This is a genomic window from Arthrobacter sp. 05T420, from assembly GCF_056396305.1.
This window is the reverse complement of the sequence record NZ_JBFTLG010000001.1, coordinates 77406-95724: the sequence shown is the minus strand read 5'-3', so window position 1 is coordinate 95724 and position 18319 is coordinate 77406. Positions and strand designations below refer to the sequence as shown.

The 18319-nt window shown below is 67.5% G+C and carries 19 protein-coding genes; 11 read left to right on the top strand and 8 right to left on the bottom strand.

Annotated elements, in window-relative coordinates:
• Positions 1 to 82 precede the first annotated feature (82 nt).
• From AC1DEM_RS00465 to AC1DEM_RS00455, 3 genes are all read right to left on the bottom strand, one after another.
• Positions 83 to 844, bottom strand: a complete 762-nt coding sequence (locus AC1DEM_RS00465; RefSeq protein WP_476882619.1) for a flavodoxin family protein — start codon at positions 842 to 844, stop codon at positions 83 to 85.
• A gap of 53 nt (positions 845 to 897) precedes the next feature.
• Positions 898 to 1512, bottom strand: a complete 615-nt coding sequence (locus tag AC1DEM_RS00460) for a nitrobindin family protein (RefSeq protein ID WP_277526301.1) — start codon at positions 1510 to 1512, stop codon at positions 898 to 900.
• 167 nt (positions 1513 to 1679) lie between these two features.
• A complete protein-coding gene (locus AC1DEM_RS00455) occupies positions 1680 to 2414 on the bottom strand; it encodes a permease (RefSeq protein WP_476882618.1) in 735 nt (244 codons plus the stop codon).
• A gap of 244 nt (positions 2415 to 2658) precedes the next feature.
• Between AC1DEM_RS00455 and AC1DEM_RS00450 the strand changes: the two genes are divergently transcribed.
• The 10 genes from AC1DEM_RS00450 to asd all read left to right on the top strand — a co-directional run bounded on the left by AC1DEM_RS00450 (position 2659) and on the right by asd (position 13013).
• On the top strand, positions 2659 to 3357 hold the full coding sequence (locus tag AC1DEM_RS00450; RefSeq protein ID WP_277526303.1) for a winged helix-turn-helix transcriptional regulator: 699 nt from the start codon (positions 2659 to 2661) through the stop codon (positions 3355 to 3357).
• A 282-nt stretch (positions 3358 to 3639) separates the two neighbouring features.
• Entirely contained in the window at positions 3640 to 4662 is a 1023-nt protein-coding gene (mshD, locus tag AC1DEM_RS00445; RefSeq protein ID WP_476882617.1) for a mycothiol synthase, read from the top strand.
• An 88-nt stretch (positions 4663 to 4750) separates the two neighbouring features.
• Entirely contained in the window at positions 4751 to 7015 is a 2265-nt protein-coding gene (locus AC1DEM_RS00440) for an RNA degradosome polyphosphate kinase (protein WP_476882616.1), read from the top strand.
• Positions 7016 to 7026: 11 nt separating this feature from the next.
• Positions 7027 to 8004, top strand: a complete 978-nt coding sequence (locus AC1DEM_RS00435) for an NUDIX hydrolase (RefSeq protein WP_476882615.1) — start codon at positions 7027 to 7029, stop codon at positions 8002 to 8004.
• A gap of 96 nt (positions 8005 to 8100) precedes the next feature.
• Positions 8101 to 9771, top strand: a complete 1671-nt coding sequence (locus AC1DEM_RS00430) for a hypothetical protein (RefSeq protein ID WP_476882614.1) — start codon at positions 8101 to 8103, stop codon at positions 9769 to 9771.
• Positions 9768 to 10172, top strand: a complete 405-nt coding sequence (locus tag AC1DEM_RS00425; RefSeq protein WP_476882613.1) for a GntR family transcriptional regulator — start codon at positions 9768 to 9770, stop codon at positions 10170 to 10172. Before AC1DEM_RS00430 ends, AC1DEM_RS00425 begins: the two co-directional genes overlap by 4 nt.
• A 32-nt stretch (positions 10173 to 10204) precedes the next feature.
• Entirely contained in the window at positions 10205 to 11008 is an 804-nt protein-coding gene (locus AC1DEM_RS00420; protein ID WP_476882612.1) for a thymidylate synthase, read from the top strand.
• Entirely contained in the window at positions 11005 to 11598 is a 594-nt protein-coding gene (locus AC1DEM_RS00415; protein ID WP_476882611.1) for a dihydrofolate reductase, read from the top strand. The genes AC1DEM_RS00420 and AC1DEM_RS00415 overlap by 4 nt, the downstream gene beginning before the upstream one ends.
• A complete protein-coding gene (locus tag AC1DEM_RS00410; protein WP_090575192.1) occupies positions 11598 to 11816 on the top strand; it encodes an NF038396 family protein in 219 nt (72 codons plus the stop codon). The genes AC1DEM_RS00415 and AC1DEM_RS00410 overlap by 1 nt, the downstream gene beginning before the upstream one ends.
• Before the next feature lie 54 nt (positions 11817 to 11870).
• Positions 11871 to 13013 (top strand): aspartate-semialdehyde dehydrogenase, encoded by a 1143-nt coding sequence (asd, locus tag AC1DEM_RS00405; RefSeq protein WP_476882610.1) that lies wholly within the window; start codon positions 11871 to 11873, stop codon positions 13011 to 13013.
• Positions 13014 to 13027: 14 nt separating this feature from the next.
• Here the strand turns inward: asd and AC1DEM_RS00400 are convergent, their stop codons facing one another.
• Positions 13028 to 14149, bottom strand: coding sequence for a winged helix DNA-binding domain-containing protein (locus AC1DEM_RS00400; protein ID WP_476882609.1), 1122 nt, complete (start codon positions 14147 to 14149; stop codon positions 13028 to 13030).
• 117 nt (positions 14150 to 14266) lie between these two features.
• Between AC1DEM_RS00400 and AC1DEM_RS00395 the strand changes: the two genes are divergently transcribed.
• Positions 14267 to 14809, top strand: coding sequence for a hypothetical protein (locus AC1DEM_RS00395; RefSeq protein ID WP_476882608.1), 543 nt, complete (start codon positions 14267 to 14269; stop codon positions 14807 to 14809).
• Between the two features lie 56 nt (positions 14810 to 14865).
• On the opposite strand, the gene AC1DEM_RS00390 is transcribed toward AC1DEM_RS00395, so the two are convergent.
• From AC1DEM_RS00390 to AC1DEM_RS00375, 4 genes are read right to left on the bottom strand one after another with little or no spacing between them, the layout of a single operon-like run.
• The gene (locus AC1DEM_RS00390) at positions 14866 to 15933 is read right to left on the bottom strand and encodes a UDP-N-acetylmuramate dehydrogenase (protein WP_476882607.1); all 1068 of its coding nucleotides are present in this window, start codon (positions 15931 to 15933) and stop codon (positions 14866 to 14868) included.
• Between the two features lie 52 nt (positions 15934 to 15985).
• Entirely contained in the window at positions 15986 to 17284 is a 1299-nt protein-coding gene (locus AC1DEM_RS00385) for an MFS transporter (RefSeq protein WP_476882606.1), read from the bottom strand.
• A 14-nt stretch (positions 17285 to 17298) separates the two neighbouring features.
• On the bottom strand, positions 17299 to 17736 hold the full coding sequence (locus tag AC1DEM_RS00380) for a MaoC family dehydratase (protein WP_476882605.1): 438 nt from the start codon (positions 17734 to 17736) through the stop codon (positions 17299 to 17301).
• A 2-nt stretch (positions 17737 to 17738) separates the two neighbouring features.
• On the bottom strand, positions 17739 to 18227 hold the full coding sequence (locus tag AC1DEM_RS00375) for an FAS1-like dehydratase domain-containing protein (RefSeq protein ID WP_476882604.1): 489 nt from the start codon (positions 18225 to 18227) through the stop codon (positions 17739 to 17741).
• Between the last annotated feature and the right edge of the window lie 92 nt (positions 18228 to 18319).

Here is an 18319-nt window from a genome sequence, read left to right as displayed (position 1 = left end):
ACGTCCTTAGCTCTGCGCGTATTCCGGCCCCGGCATGGAATGCCGGGGCCGGCCGGGGGCTGGTCTGACCGTGGGGCCGGGCCTAGCGGTATTCCGGATTTTCAAAGTCGAAGCGGGTGCCGGCTTTCCAGGCGTCGGGGAGGTTTCCGTAGGCGGGAATGCCGCCGGCGTCCTTGAGCGTCCGTGCCAGGTGCAGCATGTTCCAGGTCATGAAGGTGGTGTTGCGGTTGGTGAAATCGCTCTCCGGACCGCCGGAACCCTCGTCGAGATAGCTGGGTCCGGGCCCTACCGGGCCGATCCACCCGGCGTCGGCTTGCGGTGGGATGGTGAAGCCGATGTGCTGGAGGCTGTACAGAACGTTCATGGCGCAATGCTTGATCCCGTCCTCGTTGCCTGTGATGAGGCAGCCGCCCACTTTCGGATAAAAGGCCCACTGGCCCTTCGCGTTCAGCTGCCCGGAGTGGGCGTAGAGGCGCTCGATGAGTTTCTTGGTCTGCGAGGAGTTGTCCCCCAGCCAGATTGGCCCGGCGACGACGACGATGTCCGCTTCCTGGACGGCCGGGTAGAGTTCCGGCCATTCATCGGTGGCCCAGCCGTGTTCGCGCATGTCCGGATAGACGCCGCTGGCGATGTCGTGGTCCACGGTGCGGATCACGCGGGTGGTGACGCCCTGCTTTTCCATGATCCGGCGGGGGACCTCGATCAAGCCCTGGGTGTTGGACTCGTCCGGGGACTTCTTGAGGGTGCCGTTGAAGTAGACGGCTTTGAGGTCGGCGTAGCTGGTGTCACCGGCGTCGCGGTTGGGGGCTGTGTTGGGGGCTGTGCTGGTGACTTCGTCGCTCACGGCTTTTCTCCTGGGTCGATGCTGACAACGGAAAAATCAGTGAGACCGCGCCTTTAGCCTACTTTGGCGAGGATGGCCGATGCGTGGGCTTCCAGGCCGCCGCCGGACGCCGAATTCTTGCCTGTGGCCACGTCCCAGCGCCACAGAAGGTTCCCTTCCACCAGCCCGAAGATCCGGGTGGCCGCCGTGTACTCCTTGGAGTGGCTGCCGCGCATCACCATGTCGGTGCTGAGCTGGATCTGGGGTCCCTTGATCTGGCCGTAGTACAACTCAGAGATCCCACCGGGGTGGGCGATGGAGACCGAGATGTCGAAGCCGCCGTCGCTGTTGCGCAGAGCCTCGACCTCGTCGGCGCTCCTCAGCACCGGGACGATGTCCGCCGGGATCAGGCCGGGGCCGCCGTCCTCCTCGCGCTGCTTGCGCTCGAGTGCCCAGAAGCCTGTCTCGACGGTCAGGGGACGCAGCTTGGTGCCTTCGTCGTCGGTCAGCCAGCTCTCGGCGCGGTACTGCAGGTATGGCAGGCCGTTGTGCGTAAACGACACGTGCTGCAGGAAGTGCTCGGAGTCCTCGTCCCCGGCCCCCAGCCGGCCGCGGCCCTCCCACTCACCAATGAGCCAGGACAGCGGAACGATTTCGGGGGTCAGATCAGTAGGGATTTCAATCGGCACAGCATCTACCTCTGGAAGCTACGGGGTCTGGAACGTGTTACTTCTGGCCTTTGAAGAGGCGATACACGACAAAGCCGGCAAACCACGCCATGGACAGGCTGGCCACGCCAAGCAGGACAAGGAAAAAAATCTCATATGCAAGTACGGACATGATGCCATCCTAACCCTTAGAAGATGAGTAGTTTGTCTATGAAGTAGGCCAGGGAACCGACCGCCGACACCGGCCCCAGCCCCATGCCCACAGCCGCCAAAACGTTCAGGCTCTCGCCGCTGAGGATGACGAGGCGCCGGAAACTCACCAGAACAGCGCCCACGACGACGCCGGCGAGGGCGGCTGGCAGCACGGCAATGTCTGAGAACACCAGGCCGGCCAGCGGCCCGGCGAGCCCCGCGGCCACGATGCCCAGCGGCGCCACGATCCGGTCAGGCCAGCGGATCAGCCCCGCCAGCAGGGCGATGGCCGCGCTGACGGCTGCGACGAGGATCATTTCGCGGACGCCGTTGAAGCGCGAGCTCGCTATCCAGCCTGCGCCCAGGCAGGACAGCAGGACACCCGAACACGAGCCCAAGGTGGATTCGAGGCGCTGGGCCTGCCCGGTGCCCCGGATCAGCTGCATGACGAAGATCGCCATGACCCCGACCGCCATGAACGACGGCGTCCAGTCCAGGAAGCCGGGAGCAGGGAGAAAGGTCGCAGCCACCGCCGACCCCACGCCCGGCAGGCCAATCAAGGCTGCGAGAGTCTTCTTCGCGGGAATGCCAAGAAAGTAGGGCCAGCCGACACCAATGCCGACGGCGAAGAGGACCGAGACGGCCAGGAGGACCCCAGGCGAGGCGTAGGCGCCGGCAACAATAGCTGCGAGGCCGGCCAGGCCGATGATCCCGACGCTCCGCGGCTTCATTGTCTACTCGCCATCGGCAGACCCACCATGGTTCGTACCTTCGCTCACTGCGGACCCCAATTCGACTCGGCTCAATTTCAACGGGCCGCGGGCCCTGACTGTTCAATCCTGCCTTATGTGAACGATATGTGTCGCAAAAGCAGTGACCGGAGGTGACGGGACCATGGCCGGAATGCGGCCTTTAGGTATACTCGGGATCAGCAACACGACGCCCAATGATGCGCGGACACCCCTTGGAGGAACAATGTCGCACATCCTGCTATTGACGAACAGCACCGGAACATCAGTGGACGTCCTGCCTGCTCTGGAACTGCTGAACCACCGGGTGCATATCCTGCCGGCGGAACCCACTGCGCTGCTTGAGACCGACCCCTGCGACATCGTCCTGCTGGACGCCCGCAAAGATCTGGTCGGCGCACGCTCCCTCACTCAACTGCTCAAGGCCACAGGCCTTAGCGCTCCTTTGATGCTGATCCTCACCGAAGGCGGCATGGCCGCCGTCTCCTCGGCGTGGGCCGTGGACGACATCCTCCTTGAATCCGCGGGCCCGGCCGAAGTCGAAGCCAGGATCCGCCTCGGCGTCGCGCGCGCCGTGCCGGACAAAGAGGACGTGCCGACCGAAATCCGGGCCGCCGGCGTCGTCATTGACGAGGCCAGCTACACCGCCCGGGTCAACGGCGCCGCGCTCAACCTGACCTTCAAGGAATTTGAACTGCTGAAGTACCTGGCCCAGCACCCCGGCCGGGTGTTCACCCGCCAGCAGCTGCTGACCGAAGTCTGGGGCTACGACTACTACGGCGGCACCCGCACCGTGGACGTCCATGTCCGGCGGCTGCGCGCCAAACTGGGCGCCGACCATGAGAACCTGATCAGCACCGTCCGCAACGTCGGTTACCGCCTGACCCTGGTCCGCCAGCCAGAGGACGAACTCACCGAGGCCTGAGCGCACCACGGCCGCATAACCCCAAAACACAGAAGCAGTTAACGCAGAAGGCCCCGGACTCTGGAATCCAGAGTCCGGGGCCTTCGTGGTGTACGGGTCAAACATTCTCGGTGGAGGACATACGGGTCGAACGTATCGAGGCCACCCCAGTGGTGGATCCCCCTCGCATCTGGCGCAACGCCGGACGAGATAACGACTATACACAGCCGTCCGGAGATCGACAAAATCGGCCGCTGGTGACCAGACACCCGATACCTTGCACCAACCCGATAGCCTTGCACAATGAGCCCTGCGCACCCGGAAAACTGGCCCGTGCTTGCTGTCAAAGGAACCGTAGACCGCAAGCTGCTGCGGGACGTCGCCGCCCTTGTCGCCGCGGCCGAGGAGTCCGACGGCAATCCGCCGCTGTCCGAACAGACCCTTGTCACCCTCCGCGCCGCCGACGCGGGCGAGCATTCGGTCTTGGCCCTGGCCCTCTACGCCCCGGACGACAAGCTGGATCCCGCGACGGCGCAGGACCTCGCCGGCGTCGCCGTCGTCATCGAGGAGCCCGACGGCACCGGGATCCTTGAGATCGCCGTCCACCCCAGCTACCGCAACCAGGGCGTGGGCGACCGCCTGGTGCGCGAACTGAAGAACGTCCGCGGCTTTGCGGGCCTCAAAGCCTGGTCCCACGGAAACCACGAGGCCGCGGCGGACCTCGCGGCGCGCTATGGCTACGGCGCCGTCCGCGAGCTGTGGAAAATGCGGCTGATGACAGCATCGGCGGCCCTGCCGGAAATTCGACTCCCGGAGGGCGTACAGGTCCGCACCTTCGTGCCCGGCCGGGACGAGGACGCCTGGCTGGCCGCAAACAAGGCCGCCTTCGCCCACCACCCGGAGCAGGGCAACATGACGCGCGCCGATCTGGACGCCCGGATGGCCGAACCCTGGTTTGATCCCGCCGGCTTCCTGCTGGCCGTGGACGCGGCCGACCGGCTCCTGGGGTTCCACTGGACCAAGGTCCATCCCCGGCACGGCGATCACCCCGCGATCGGGGAGGTCTATGTGGTGGGCGTGACCCCGGATGCCCAGGGCTCCGGACTGGGCAAGGCCCTCACAGTCGCCGGCATCAGGCATCTGCAGGACCTCGGGCTCCGCGCCGTCATGCTCTACGTCGATGCCGACAACGCGCCCGCCGTGGCCCTCTACCGCCGGCTCGGATTCACGCGCTGGGATGTCGACGTCATGTACGCGCCGCTGCCGCAGCAGCAATCACCGGCCGTCACCCCCGCGCGGGACGGCGTTAGTCAAGTCGGCGGATGACCGCCCGGCCCGGGCCGCAATCTGGGGTCATCTGGCCGTGATTGCTTGTAAGGTTGAAGCTACATCGCGCCAGCATTGAGGAGACCCTATGCCACGGGATACTGCCCGGACATCCACGTCTGAACCAGCAACGCCGGAAAAGCGGGCGCGTCCGGTACGTGCGCGCTTTGGCTCCTCCGAAGTGCCGGCCTCACGCGCCACCCAGGACCGGATCGACATTCCGGAGTTCGCGCCGAACCTGGAACCGGAGGGCGACATCCGCCCCGACCGGTTCCTGGACCGGGAGCTTAGCTGGCTCGCCTTCAACGCCAGGGTCCTGGAACTGGCCGAAGACCCCAACCTGTACCTGCTGGAGCGGGTCAGCTTCCTGTCCATCTTCGCTTCGAACCTGGACGAGTTCTTCATGGTCCGGGTAGCCGGGCTGAAGCGACGCATCGCGACGGGCCTCGCGGTCCCCTCCCCCGCCGGGCTGAGCCCCATGCAGGTTTTGGAGCAGATCGGCGAGGAAGCCCACCGGCTCCAGCAGCGCCACGCACGGGTCTACGCCGAACAGATCCGTCCCGCCCTGGCGTACGAGCACATCCACCTCATGCACTGGGAGGAACTCGACTCCCAGGCCAAGGACCAGCTCAGTGCCATGTTCGCGGAAAAGGTCTTCCCGATCCTGACGCCGCTGGCCGTGGATCCGGCGCACCCGTTCCCCTACATCTCCGGGCTGTCCCTGAACCTCGCCGTGGTAGTCCGCAACCCGGTCAGCGACAAGGAACTTTTCGCCCGTGTCAAGGTCCCTGACCAGCTCCCGCGCCTGATCTCCATCGACGGCGCCCGCGCCGGCTCCGTCCCCGGGCGTGTGGCACGGTTCATTGCGCTCGAAGAAGTCATCGCCGTGCACCTGGACCAGCTGTTCGCAGGCATGGAAGTCCTGGAGCACCACATCTTCCGCGTGACCCGCAACGAGGACGTCGAGGTCGAAGAGGACGACGCCGAGAACCTCCTGCAGGCGCTGGAGAAGGAACTCCTGCGCCGCCGGTTCGGCCCACCGGTCCGGCTGGAGGTCACCAATGACATCAACCCGAACATCCGGGCCCTGCTGATCCGCGAGCTCGGCGTCGAGGAATCCGAGGTCTACTCCGTTCCGGCGCCGCTGGACCTCCGCGGACTCTCGGTGATTGCCGGGATCGACCGGGCGGACCTGCACTACCCCAAGCACGTCCCGCACACCTCGCGGTACCTCAACGAATCGGAAACCTCCAAGGCGGCCAACGTCTTTGCCGCCATGCGGCGGCGGGATATCCTCCTGCACCACCCGTACGACTCGTTCTCCACGTCCGTCCAGGCGTTCCTGGAACAGGCGGCCGCGGACCCCAAAGTCCAGGCCATCAAGCAGACCCTGTACCGCACCTCGGGGGACTCCCCGATTGTCGATGCCCTGATCGATGCCGCCGAGGCCGGCAAGCAGGTCCTGGCCCTCGTGGAGATCAAGGCCCGCTTTGACGAGCAGGCCAACATCTCCTGGGCCCGGAAACTGGAACAGGCCGGCGTCCATGTGGTGTACGGCATCGTTGGCCTGAAGACCCACTGCAAGCTTTCCCTTGTGGTCCGCCAGGAAGTGGACGGGCTGCGCCGCTATTGCCACATCGGCACCGGCAACTACCACCCGCGCACGGCCCGCTACTACGAGGACTTGGGCCTCCTGACGGCGAACGAACAGGTGGGCGAAGACCTCTCCAAGCTGTTCAACCAGCTCTCCGGCTACGCGCCGAAGTCCACGTTCAAGCGGCTGCTCGTCGCGCCGCGCTCGGTCCGGTCCGGGCTGATCGACAGGATCGAAACCGAGATCAGGAACGCCCGCGCCGGCATCGCCGCCCGCGTCCAGATCAAGGTGAACTCGATGGTGGACGAGGCCATCATCGATTCCCTGTACCGCGCGTCCCAGGCGGGGGTGCAGGTGGACGTCATTGTCCGCGGCATCTGCTCCCTGCGGCCCGGCGTTCCCGGCCTGAGCGAGAACATCACTGTCCGCTCCGTGCTGGGCCGCTTCCTGGAGCACTCCCGCGTCTTCGCCTTCGCCAATGCCGGCGACCCGGTGGTCTACATCGGCTCTGCCGACATGATGCACCGCAACCTCGACCGCCGGGTGGAGGCCCTCGTGCAGCTGACGAGCGGCGACGACACGACCTATGTCCTGGATCTGCTCAACCGCTACATGGATCCGGAAACCGCCAGCTGGCATTTGGACAGGCAGGGCGAATGGACCCGCCACCACCTGGCAGAAGACGGCCAGAACCTCAAGGACGTCCAGTCCTGGCTGCTCGCTTCCCGGTCCCGCCAGCGCTCCACCAGCCTGCGGTAGGGATCGTGAGTGTGAGCAGCGATGCACTGGTTGTGGACCAGGCTGACCAGCCGGGCGAAGAGATTGCCGTCACGGCCGCGGGCGCCATCCCCTGGCGTCTCAATTCGGCAACCCAGGACCAGCTTGAGGTCCTACTGATTCACCGCCCGCGGTATGACGACTGGTCCTGGCCCAAGGGCAAGATCGACCCCGGTGAGACCATCCCGGAGTGCGCCGTCCGCGAGGTGGAGGAGGAGATCGGGCTCACCGCTCCCCTGGGTATCCCGCTTCCGCCCATCCACTACCATGTGGCGGCCGGGCTGAAGGTGGTCCATTACTGGGCGGTCGACGTCGACGGCGCTGCCTTGTTGCCGGACGGCAGTGAAGTCGACAGCGTCATGTGGTGCCCGCCCGAGAAGGCAGCCCGCCTCCTGAGCAACCCGAGCGACATCGAGCCGCTCCAGCACCTCGTGAACGCCCACGACCGCGGGGAACTGCAGACCTGGCCGCTGCTGATCGTGCGCCACGCGAAGGCCAAACCCCGCTCGTCGTGGTCCAAGGCCGAGGGCGACCGCCCGCTGGCCGCTACCGGCATGCGGCAGGCGCAGGCGGTGGGGCGGCTCCTGCACGCGTGGAAGCCCGCCCGGATCGTCTCAAGTCCGTGGCTGCGGTGCGTGGCCACCATCGCACCGTACGCCAAGGCGGCGGACGCTAAGGTGAAGCTCAACGAGGCCCTCACCGAGCACCGGCACGGGCGCAGCCCGCAGAAGACGGCCGCCGTCGTCGAGGCGCTGTTCGACAAGCAGCGCGCCGTGGCCGTGTGCACGCACCGCCCGGCACTGCCGACCGTCCTGAAGCAACTCGCCAAGCACATGAACTCCCGCCTGCGGGATCTGCTGCCGTCCTCGGATCCATACCTGGCACCGGGCGAGATCGTGGTCTGCCATGTGGCGCGCGGCAGCAAGAACAAAGTGGTTGCGGTGGAGCGGTTCAAACCGTTCGACGACTGAGGTCCTTGACCCTCGGGCCCCCCGAGCCTAGTTTGTATCAATAGCCTAGTTTGTATCAATAGGTTGGTACATTACTGCTGAATCTTGGGGGATTCCATGCCGGTCCTGTTCTACCTGCCGCCGCTGCTCCTGCTGGGCCCGGCAATCGTGGCGCTGCTCGTCTACGCCGTGCTGCGGTGGGTGATCTGGCCGCCCGGGGCCGGAACGTCGCCGCAGAGCGTGTCCGAACACGGGCTGTGGGTGGGTGTGATCGGCTGGCTGGCCAGCTCGCTCCAGGGCGCCATGACCCTTGGCATCATCCCTGCCAATCCGTCAGCGGCCGTCCCCATGGTGAGCGCCGAGGCGATCGTCCCGGCCCTGGCATGGCCGGTCTTGGGCTGCCTGACCGTGCACGCATTGGGCCAGGTCAGTTACCCGGGTCCGCGGCGAATGCGGCGGGAGGCCGTGCTGTCCGTGCGGCGCATCAGGGACTTCCTGCCCCGCAGGCTGGCACTGACCACTGCTGCGATCTTTGTCTCGGCCGCCGCGGCCATCGCCCGGACCGCCGCGCTTCCCGGATTCGCGGCCGTGGCTCCCAGCACGGTCAGCGACGGCCAGGACGACTACGATAACGGCGGCAACTACTACAACGGCGGCGGCGACGGCCGCATCCCCGGACCGGAAGAGGCCGCCTGGCTTGGCGGCGCCCTGCTGGTGCTGGCCGGCGGGACGTGGCTGGTTTTGTGGCTGATCGCCCGCCGCCGCCAACTGGAGTCCCTCGACGCCGCCGACAACGCTGTACTGCGGACCATCGCGATGAACCGGCTGCTGCGCACAGTGTCCACGGTGGCTGCCGGGCTGGCGGTCATCGCGGGGAACTTCGCGGCCCCTCCCGACCCCGCGCAGGGGCTGACGTCGTGGTCGAACTTCGCCGGCCTCGCGGCCACCGTGGTCCTCCTCGTCATGTGGTGGTGGCGGCCGCCTCGGCTCGCGGCCGCCGGTCTGGGTGTCCGGAACCGGCCTGAATCGGGGGTCGCCACCGGCCGCCAGCACCCGGCCGCCAGGCTGGTCTCGTCCCTCGGGTCGCTGCTGGGGCTGGCAGCGGCTGTTCCGCTGGTCGCCGGCGCGTTCCTCTCTCCGGTCCTCATGGCTGCCGACAGTTACGTCCTTGCGGGCGTCGTGACGCTCACGGCCGCTTCCGTACTGCTCGTTATTGCCGGCGGGGAGTCCCTGTTGCAGCGCAACTACGGAAATCCCGAAGCGCCGCGCGGCTGGCCGCGGCAACCGGTCAGCCCGGCCCTGCTGACCACGACTGTCCTGGCACTGCTGACCTTCCTTGCCGTGCTGAGTGTTACCGCGGCGGGGCAGGCGCGCCTCGCCGAAGGCCCGGTCTGGGTGCCGGCCGGGCTGCTTACGGCCGGGGCGTGCGCTGCCTCACTGCCGGCGTTCCTCACGGCCCGGTTCCGCCACGGTGTGCGTGATGCCCCGCGCGGCCTGGACGCTGCCCTGCGCGCGATCACCCTCCACCGGACCGTGCGGACCCTCGCGGCCACCCTCACAGCCCAGGCGGCAGCGCTGCTGCTGACCCAGAGCCAGGCGTGGGCGGCAGTGTTCGGGCCGGACGCGTTCGGGACCGTCAATCCGGCAGCCGCAACGTGGTGGCCGGCAACCCTGGCAGGCTCCGTCCTGGGCGCCGCGGCCCTGGCCATCGCCGTCATCCCGGTCCGTACGTTGGCCCGGGGACGGACCGCTCAGGCCCGGCGGCCGGATAAGGAGCCCGCCACGTGAACGCAGGGATCTCCGTCAACCTCCGATCCCCCGTTCCCCCCTTCGAGCAGATCCGGGCGCAGATCGCCTCCCTCATCACCGTCGGGAAGCTGGCACCGGGAACCCGGCTGCCGACAGTCCGCAGCCTTGCGTCGGACTTAGGTTTAGCGGCCGGGACAGTGGCGCGGGCCTACAAGGAACTCGAACTGGCAGGACTGACCGAAACCCGGCGGCGCAACGGCACGGTGGTCGCGGGGGCGCCTGTCCCGCCGGCCCGTCCGGACGGCAACGGGCAAGGGGCTGCGACTGCGGAGGTGATCGCCGCCGTCGACCGCTACATTGCGGAAGGCCGCAGAGCCGGGCTGGACGACGCCGCCCTGCTGGAGATCCTCCGGGCGAGACAGGCATGGTCACACGAATAAGGGAGCCGGCGAGTTCTCAGTAGACTGGAACCGTGAGCATTCCTACGCCCTATGAAGACCTCCTGCGCGACGTCCTCGAGCACGGCACGCACAAATCAGACCGCACCGGAACCGGCACCCTTAGCGTTTTTGGCCGCCAGCTCCGCTTTGACCTGAGCAAGAGCTTCCCGCTCATCACCACCAAGCGGGTGCACTTCAAGTCCGTGGCCGTGGAGCTGCTCTGGTTCCTCCGCGGCGACACGAACGTCAAGTGGATGCAGGACCAGGGCGTCACCATCTGGGACGAATGGGCCGACGCCGACGGCGAACTCGGTCCCGTTTACGGGGTCCAGTGGCGTTCCTGGCCCACGCCCGACGGCGGCCACATCAACCAGATCGCCGAACTCATCGAGAACCTGAAGTCGAACCCGGACTCGCGGCGGCACATCGTCTCGGCGTGGAACGTCTCCGAGCTCAAGGACATGGCGCTGCCTCCGTGTCACGCGTTTTTCCAGTTCTACGTGGCCGACGGCAAGCTCTCCTGCCAGCTGTACCAGCGCTCGGCGGACACCTTCCTGGGCGTGCCCTTCAACATCGCGTCCTACGCCCTGCTCACCCGCATGATCGCGCAGCAGACCGGCCTGGAACCGGGCGAATTCGTCTGGACAGGCGGGGATGTCCACATCTATGACAACCACATGGACCAGGTCCTCAAGCAGCTCGCCCGCGAGCCCTACGACTACCCCCAGCTGAACATCACCCGCAAGCCGGACTCCATCTTCGACTACACCCTCGAGGACTTTGAGGTGGTCGGCTACCAGCACCATCCGACGATTAAGGCCCCGATAGCCGTATGAGCCACGAAGCCACCCCGGGCGTGCAGCCCGGCGATTTCACCGAACAACTCCGCGCCTCCACCACTGGCCTGGGGCTGGTCTGGGCCCAGACCAGCACCGGGGTGATTGGCCAGGCAGGCGCCATGCCGTGGCACCTGCCCGAGGATATGAGGCATTTCAGCAGCCTCACCTCCGGGCACCCGGTCATCATGGGACGCAAGACCTGGGAGTCCTTCCCGGACAAGTACCGCCCGCTGCCCGACCGGACGAACATCGTGATCACCCGCCAGGCCGCCTGGCGCGACACCCCCGGCGCGGCAGGCGCCGTCGCGGTCGCGTCGCTCGATGACGCTTTGCTCGAATCCCAGTTCGTGCCCGGCCATGAGACGGTCTGGATCATTGGCGGCGGCGAGATCTTTGCCCAGGCGCTGGACCTTGCAGACGTCGCCGTCGTGACCACCATCGACACCACCGCCGAGGGGGACACCTTCGCTCCCGAACTCGGCTATGACTGGACCGCCTCCGCCAGCCTCCCGGCCACCGGCTGGCTGACCTCCGCCAACGGCACCCGCTACCGGATCACGCTGTGGCGCCGGACGGAGCCCAAGTAATGCTGCGCAAACCGGAGACACTCTTTGTCCTGGGGTACATGCTCCTGCCCCTGCTCGCGCTGCTCTCGGCCATCGTGGGACTGACCATGATCCTGGGCGGCAACAAGATCCTGGGTGCGATCGTGCTGGTGGTGGTCACCCAGGTTTTCACTTTCGGGGCGGTCTTTGCGCTGCGCCGGCGCAAGGCGGCGCTGTTGGAAGAGCCGCGCGGGGAATAAAACCCGTGACGTAACCGACTGCGCCCGACGGGCTGTGAAGTCTAAACTGGGCCCATGACTACAGCAGCTACACCGTCCGTCGGCCTGGTCGGTTGGCGTGGCATGGTCGGTTCCGTCCTGATGCAGCGCATGCAGGACGAGGGCGACTTCGCCACCATCAACCCCGTCTTCTTCTCCACCTCGAACGCGGGCGGTGCCGCTCCGGCCATCGCCGGTGCCGCCTCGGACGCGGCCGGCAAGCTCGAGGACGCGTTCGACCTCGACACGCTGGCGAAGCTGCCCATTATTGTGACCGCCCAGGGCGGGGACTACACCAAACAGGTCCACGGCGAGCTCCGCAGCCGCGGCTGGGACGGCCTCTGGATCGACGCCGCCTCCACGCTGCGCATGAATGAGGACTCCATCATCGTGTTGGACCCCATCAACCGGGACGTGATCGACTCCGGCCTCTCCGGCGGGGTGAAGGACTACATCGGCGGCAACTGCACCGTGTCCTGCATGCTGATGGGACTGGGCGGGCTGTTCAAGAACGACCTCGTCGAGTGGGGCACGTCCATGACGTACCAGGCGGCCTCCGGCGGCGGGGCGCGCCACATGCGTGAGCTGCTAAACCAGTTCGGCAGCGTCAACGCCGAGGTGAACACGGAACTGCAGGACCCGGCGTCGGCGATCCTGGAGATCGACCGGAAGGTCCTGGCGCACCAGCGCGCCGGCATCGACGCCACGCAGTTCGGCGTCCCGCTGGCCGGTTCCCTGATCCCCTGGATCGATGCGGACCTCGGCAACGGCCAGTCCAAAGAGGAATGGAAAGCCGGGGTGGAGACGAATAAGATCCTTGGCACCTCCGCCGGGAACCGGGTCATCATGGACGGCCTGTGCGTCCGGATCGGTGCGATGCGCTCGCACTCCCAGGCCCTGACGTTCAAGCTGCGCGAGGACCTCTCGGTGGCCGAGATCGAGAAGCTCGTGGACGCGGACAACCAGTGGGCCCGCGTGGTGCCGAACACCAAGGAAGCCTCGATGGCCGAGCTCACCCCCGTGGCGGCGTCCGGCACCCTGGACATTCCGGTGGGCCGCATCCGCAAACTGGAGATGGGCCCGGAATACATCAGCGCGTTCACGGTGGGCGACCAGCTGCTGTGGGGCGCTGCGGAGCCGCTGCGCCGCATGCTCCGCATCGCCACCGGCAATCTCTAAGCATGCCCTGATTCTCAGCCGCCTAAGAATTTTAGGTACTTCGCGGCCTGCAGCTCAAAGGACTTTTGGGCGGCAGGCCGCAGCCCGTTAACCATGTCAAACGGTTCAGGCACGGCGGCGGCAGCCCGGCCCGTGGCCGCCTTGCTTGCGGCCGCCCGCGCCCACGTGCCTATGACCTGGCCGCCGGAGACGATGGTCTTCTTGAACATCCCGTTGCCGCCGGGGACCACCTTGTCGGCATGCCCGGGCGGCAGCACGAGGGACCGGTCCGTGTAGCCCAGCAGGAACTCGTCGAACCCCGGCAGGGCAAGCACCGTTCGCTGCCCCGGCACGCCGTCGTCCAGCAGCGCGGCGGTGGCCGGCGAGAGCCAGTAGCTGGCCCCCGCGAACTCCAGCTCCACCAACTGGTCCTTCACCCGGGCCAGGGCGGTGCGGACCTCCGTCAGCGGCGTGCTCGACCACCAGGCGAAGTCCCGCTCCGTGGCCGGGCCGTGGCTGAGCATGTACCGCAGCAGCAGCTCAGCAAGGCCTTCGGCACGGTCGAGTTCGCGGGATTTTGGAATCCACTCGTCGAACGCTTTGATCAGCTGCTGGTTCCCCGCAAGCGGTCCCTGTACCAGCCAGGCCCGCTGGCAGAGCATCCCTAGCAGGTGGATGCCGCGCTGGCCCGCCGTCGACTGCCCCGCGGCCTCAAAGGCCGCGAAAAGCTCCTGGCGCGTGGCCGATCTGCCACCTTGGACGAGGTCCAAGGCTGCGTCACGGCTTGCTTCCACATCCCGGGCATCAATTTCCAGCTCCCGGTGACGTCCGGCCATGCCGCGGATCAGCCGGTCCGAGGTAATGGACAGCATCCATTTCAAATCCTCGGGAGCCAGCACGTGCAGGGTGCCGCGCATGGGCCAGGAGCGGACGATCTCCGCCCGGTCCAGCGCCCCGCGGACATCATCGACGCGGGAACCCGGAACCCGCTGGCCGACGGCCCAGAGGGCAGCCGGCAGGTCCTGGGCCTGCATCGCCGTCATGATGCGTACAGCGTCCGGGACGGACTCAAATCCTGGTCCCACCAGGCCCTGCGAAGCGAGCCGTAGCCTGCCCATGATCCCGGGAGTGAGTCGGACGCCCGTCGTTATTGCCATGGACCCATCGTAGGACGCCCGGAGTGGGAGGCCCACGGCAGGGCGCCTGCGCCTGCTGTCGGGCTGTTGCCCGGCTCTTCCCAGCCGCCATCCAGCGGACTTCTTTAGCCTTGATGCATGACTATGAGTGAGGTGTGGCCGCTGCTGCGGCCGCTGTGCCGGAAGCTGGCCCTGCTTGGCTGGGCCTCCAGCGCCGCCGGCATGGCTGCCGGGCTCGCAGTCGCCATCGCCAGCGGTACCCGGCTCTCGCCCATAATGAGCAACCTTCAGTTGGTGGCCGGTTTGTGCATGGCAGTGTCCGTGGGCAGCTTCGTCGCTGCCGCTGCGCTGCAGCCGCGGGCACGGTCTCAGGCACAATCCCAGGCACGGGCGCAGACACGGTCTCAGGCGGGCGTGAAGGGCAGCAGCATTGCCCCGCGGGGCCGGGAGCTCCAGCTCGACTACACCGGCGAATTTCCGGCCACCGTGCAGGCCTTCCTGCTCGGCTCCCTGGCATTTCTTGCCGGCGCCGTGGCGTTTGCGTGCGCCGGCCTGATACTGCAAAGCGGGCCGAGCGTGCAGTCAATAGCGTTCTGCCAAGTCTTCCTGCTTGGCGCCGCGGCCTCCGGTTTCACCTTCATGCTCTTCAGCAAGGTAGCTCCCCGCCACGCGGAACGGTAGGCGGCCCGGCCTTCCTTGCTTTCCTGGGCTTCCTCGGGCTTTTCTTCGGGATCGACCTAGAGGGCGACGCCGATCAGGAGCGGTTCCGGGTGCAGTTCAATGCCAAAACGTTCGACGACGCCGTGGCGCACCTCGCGCGCAACGGCCAGCATGTCGGCCGCGCTCGCCCCGCCCCGGTTGGTGATGGCAAGCGTGTGCTTGGTGGAAAGCGATGCCCGGCCGCCCGAGACGCTGTCCGGGTCCAGCCCGAAACCCTTGGCGAACCCGGCCTGATCGATCAGCCAGGCCGCCGAGAGCTTGGTCAGCCCATCCGCACCGGCAGGATAGCGCGGCGCCTGCCCCGGCAGCCGTGCCGCGACGTCTTCGGACACGATCGGGTTCGTGAAAAAGGACCCCGTGGAGTACGTGTCACGGTCGTTCGCATCCCAGACCATGCCCTTGGACGCCCGGAGCCGCAGCACTTCGCGCCGGACGTCGTTGGAGTAGGCCCGCCGGCCTTGCTCGAGGCCGAGCGTCCGCGCGAGTTCGGCGTACCGGACGGGGGCGCTCATCCGGCCGAGCGGGAGCTGGAATTCCACGGTGAGCACCACGTAGCGCGGCGAGCCGTTGACGGTGGTCTGCTTCAGGATGGAGTCACGGTAGCCGAATTTGAGTTCGGAATTGGTGAAGGTCTTCACCGCGTTGCGTTCCCGGTCCCAGGTGCGCACCGCGGCGATCGTCTGCGAGACGTCGGACCCGTAGGCGCCGACGTTCTGCACCGGAGTCGCGCCCGTGGCGCCGGGGATGCCGGAGAGCGCCTCGACGCCGGACCAGGCATGCTTCACGGCGTGGTCAACGAAGGCGTCCCAGTTGTGGCCGGCCTGGACCACCACCGCCACGCCGCCGCAGGAGTCCTCGGCATTGACGGTGAACCCTTCGGAGGCGATCTTGAGCACCGTGCCGGGGAAGCCGTCGTCGGACACCAGCAGGTTGGAGCCGCCGCCGATGATCAGCAAGGGCTGGCCGGCGGCGTCCGCCGTGCGCACGGCATCGATGACGCCGGCCTCGGTGCGGGCCTCGATGTAGCTGCCGGCGGGGCCGCCGACGGCGGAGGTGGTCAGGGCGGAGAGCTGGATCTGGGTCACCTGACCAGCCTAGCCGGGATCATCTGCTGGCCTAAGCCGGTACTGGCTGTACTCAGCTTGCCCGGGCGGGCGCAGGGAGTTTGCGCGCCACCGGGGAGAGCAGGAAGCTGACAATCAGCATCACCATGACGGCAAGCAGCGAGTGGAGAATGCCGACGTGCTCGGCCAGCAGCCCCAGCAGCGGCGGCCCGCACAGGAACGCTCCGTATCCGATCGTGGAGACCACGGACACCCGGGCAGCGGCCTTGACGGGATCGTCGGCCGCGGCGGACATGCCCACCGGGAAGCCCAGCGAGGCGCCGAGTCCCCAGATGGCCAGGGCCACGTAGGCCAGCCACGGCGCCGGGGCGAAGACGAAGAGGCCGAGGCCCAGGACCGCCAGCGCGGCGCACCAGCGCATCACCGGGACCCGGCCGAAGCGGTCAAGGACCAAGGTGCCGGCGAAGCGGCCGATGGTCATGAACGTGACGAACAGCCCGTACCCGGCGGCTCCGGCGGCATCGGTCTGGCCGTGGCCGTCGGCCAGCGCCAATGCCACCCAGTCCCCCGCCGCGCCTTCGGCGAGGGCGAGCCCGAGGACCAGCACGCCCAGCAGCAGTGTGCGCCTGTCACGCCAGGCCTGCGCGATCTGGCGTTTGTTGTCCAGCGGCTGCTCCGGGACGGCGTCCGTCTGCCGGACGATCGGGATGGGGCCGGTGGAGGGATCCTCAAACGTGTCTGTCCCGGATGCCTTGAAGGGCCGCTCCCCCTCGACCGCCGTGATGTCCGCCCGGAACCAGGCAGCAGCTGTGGTCACCGAGCCGGCCACCAGCAGGCCCACCGCGGCGAGGTGCCAGAAGACGGGGACCCCGGCGGCGGCGGCCCAGGCACCCAGCCCGGCTCCGGCAACTGTGCCCAGGCTGAACGAACCGTGCAGCCTGGGCATGATGTGCCGCCGGACCGCGCGTTCCACCGCGGCGCCCTCGACGTTCGAGGCCGTGTTCCAGCTGGCGGTGCCCAGCCCGATGATCGCCAGCCCCGCGGCGACCGCCACCGGGTTGGCCAGCACGGAGGTGCCGAAACCTGCAAGCATCAGCCCGAAGCCGACCATGATGCTGCCGATCCGGATGGTGAGCTTGGAGCCGAGCCGCAGGACGATCAGGCCCGACGCGGACACGGATAGGAAGGACCCGGCCGTCATGCAGAGCAGGAGCAGCCCGATGGTGCCGGGGGTCAGGTCCAGGCCGTCGCGGATGGCCGGCAGGCGGGACACCCACGTGGAAAACGCGATTCCGCTCGCGCCGTAGGCCACCACTACAGCGTTCCGCCAGTGCGTGACCTCGGCGGCAGGAACGAAGAGAGCCTTGGTCACAGCAGCGCCATGGGCTAGACCAGCCTGACGACGGCCTGGGCCTTGACGAGGACCTTTTGGGCGGACGAGAGGACGGTGAGGTCGACGCGCGCGGTGCCGGCGTCGACGTCGAGCGCCCCGATGGCTCCGCTGACCTCTATCACGGCACCGGCCTCCGGAGTCCCGGTGGTGTCAGCGACGGGCACCGGCTTGGTGAAGCGGGTCTGGAAGTCGACGACGGCGGCGGGGTCGCCGGCCCAGTCGATCACAAGCTGGACGGCGGCGCCCATGGTGAACATGCCGTGGGCGATCACGCCCGGCAGGCCGACGCCCGTGGCGAAGGCCTCGTTCCAGTGGATCGGGTTGAAGTCACCGGAGGCCCCCGCGTACTTCACGAGATCGGTGCGGGTGACGGTGATGCTGCGGCTGCCGATGTTCTGGCCGACCGTGAGTTCTGCAATGTTGATGCTCATGGCTACTGTCCCTCTCCGCGGACCAGGATGGACGAGGTGGCGGTGGCGACCGGCTCGCGGACGCCGGCGGCGTCACCGGCAGCGCCGGTGACATCCCTGCCAAGCGCGAAGATTTCCGAACGCGTGGTGATCATGGCTCCGCCGCCCATGGCGCGGACGCCGTCGACGTGCAGCTCGGCGACCAGCCGATCGCCCGCGATGATCGGGCGGTGGTGGGTAAACCGCTGGTCGGCGTGGACCACGCGGGAGAAGTCGATCCCGGAATCCGGATCCTCGATCAGCTGCGCGTCGGCGCGCTGCGCGACGATGATGGCGAAGGTCGGCGGCGCCACGAGGTCGCTGTGACCCAGGGCCTCGGCGGCGGCAACATCGAAATGGGCGGGGTGGGTGGCCTTGACCGCGCGCGCGAACTCGCGGATCTTCTCGCGGCCGACGTCATACACCTCTGCGGCAGGGTAGCTGCGCCCCTGCAGGTCCGGATTGATAGTCATGGGTTCCAGCCTATCGCCACGCCCGGGCCCGGGCGGCTTCGTGACAGCTCGCAGGGCCCAGGGGGGTCTTGATGGGACTGGTATTGACTCGC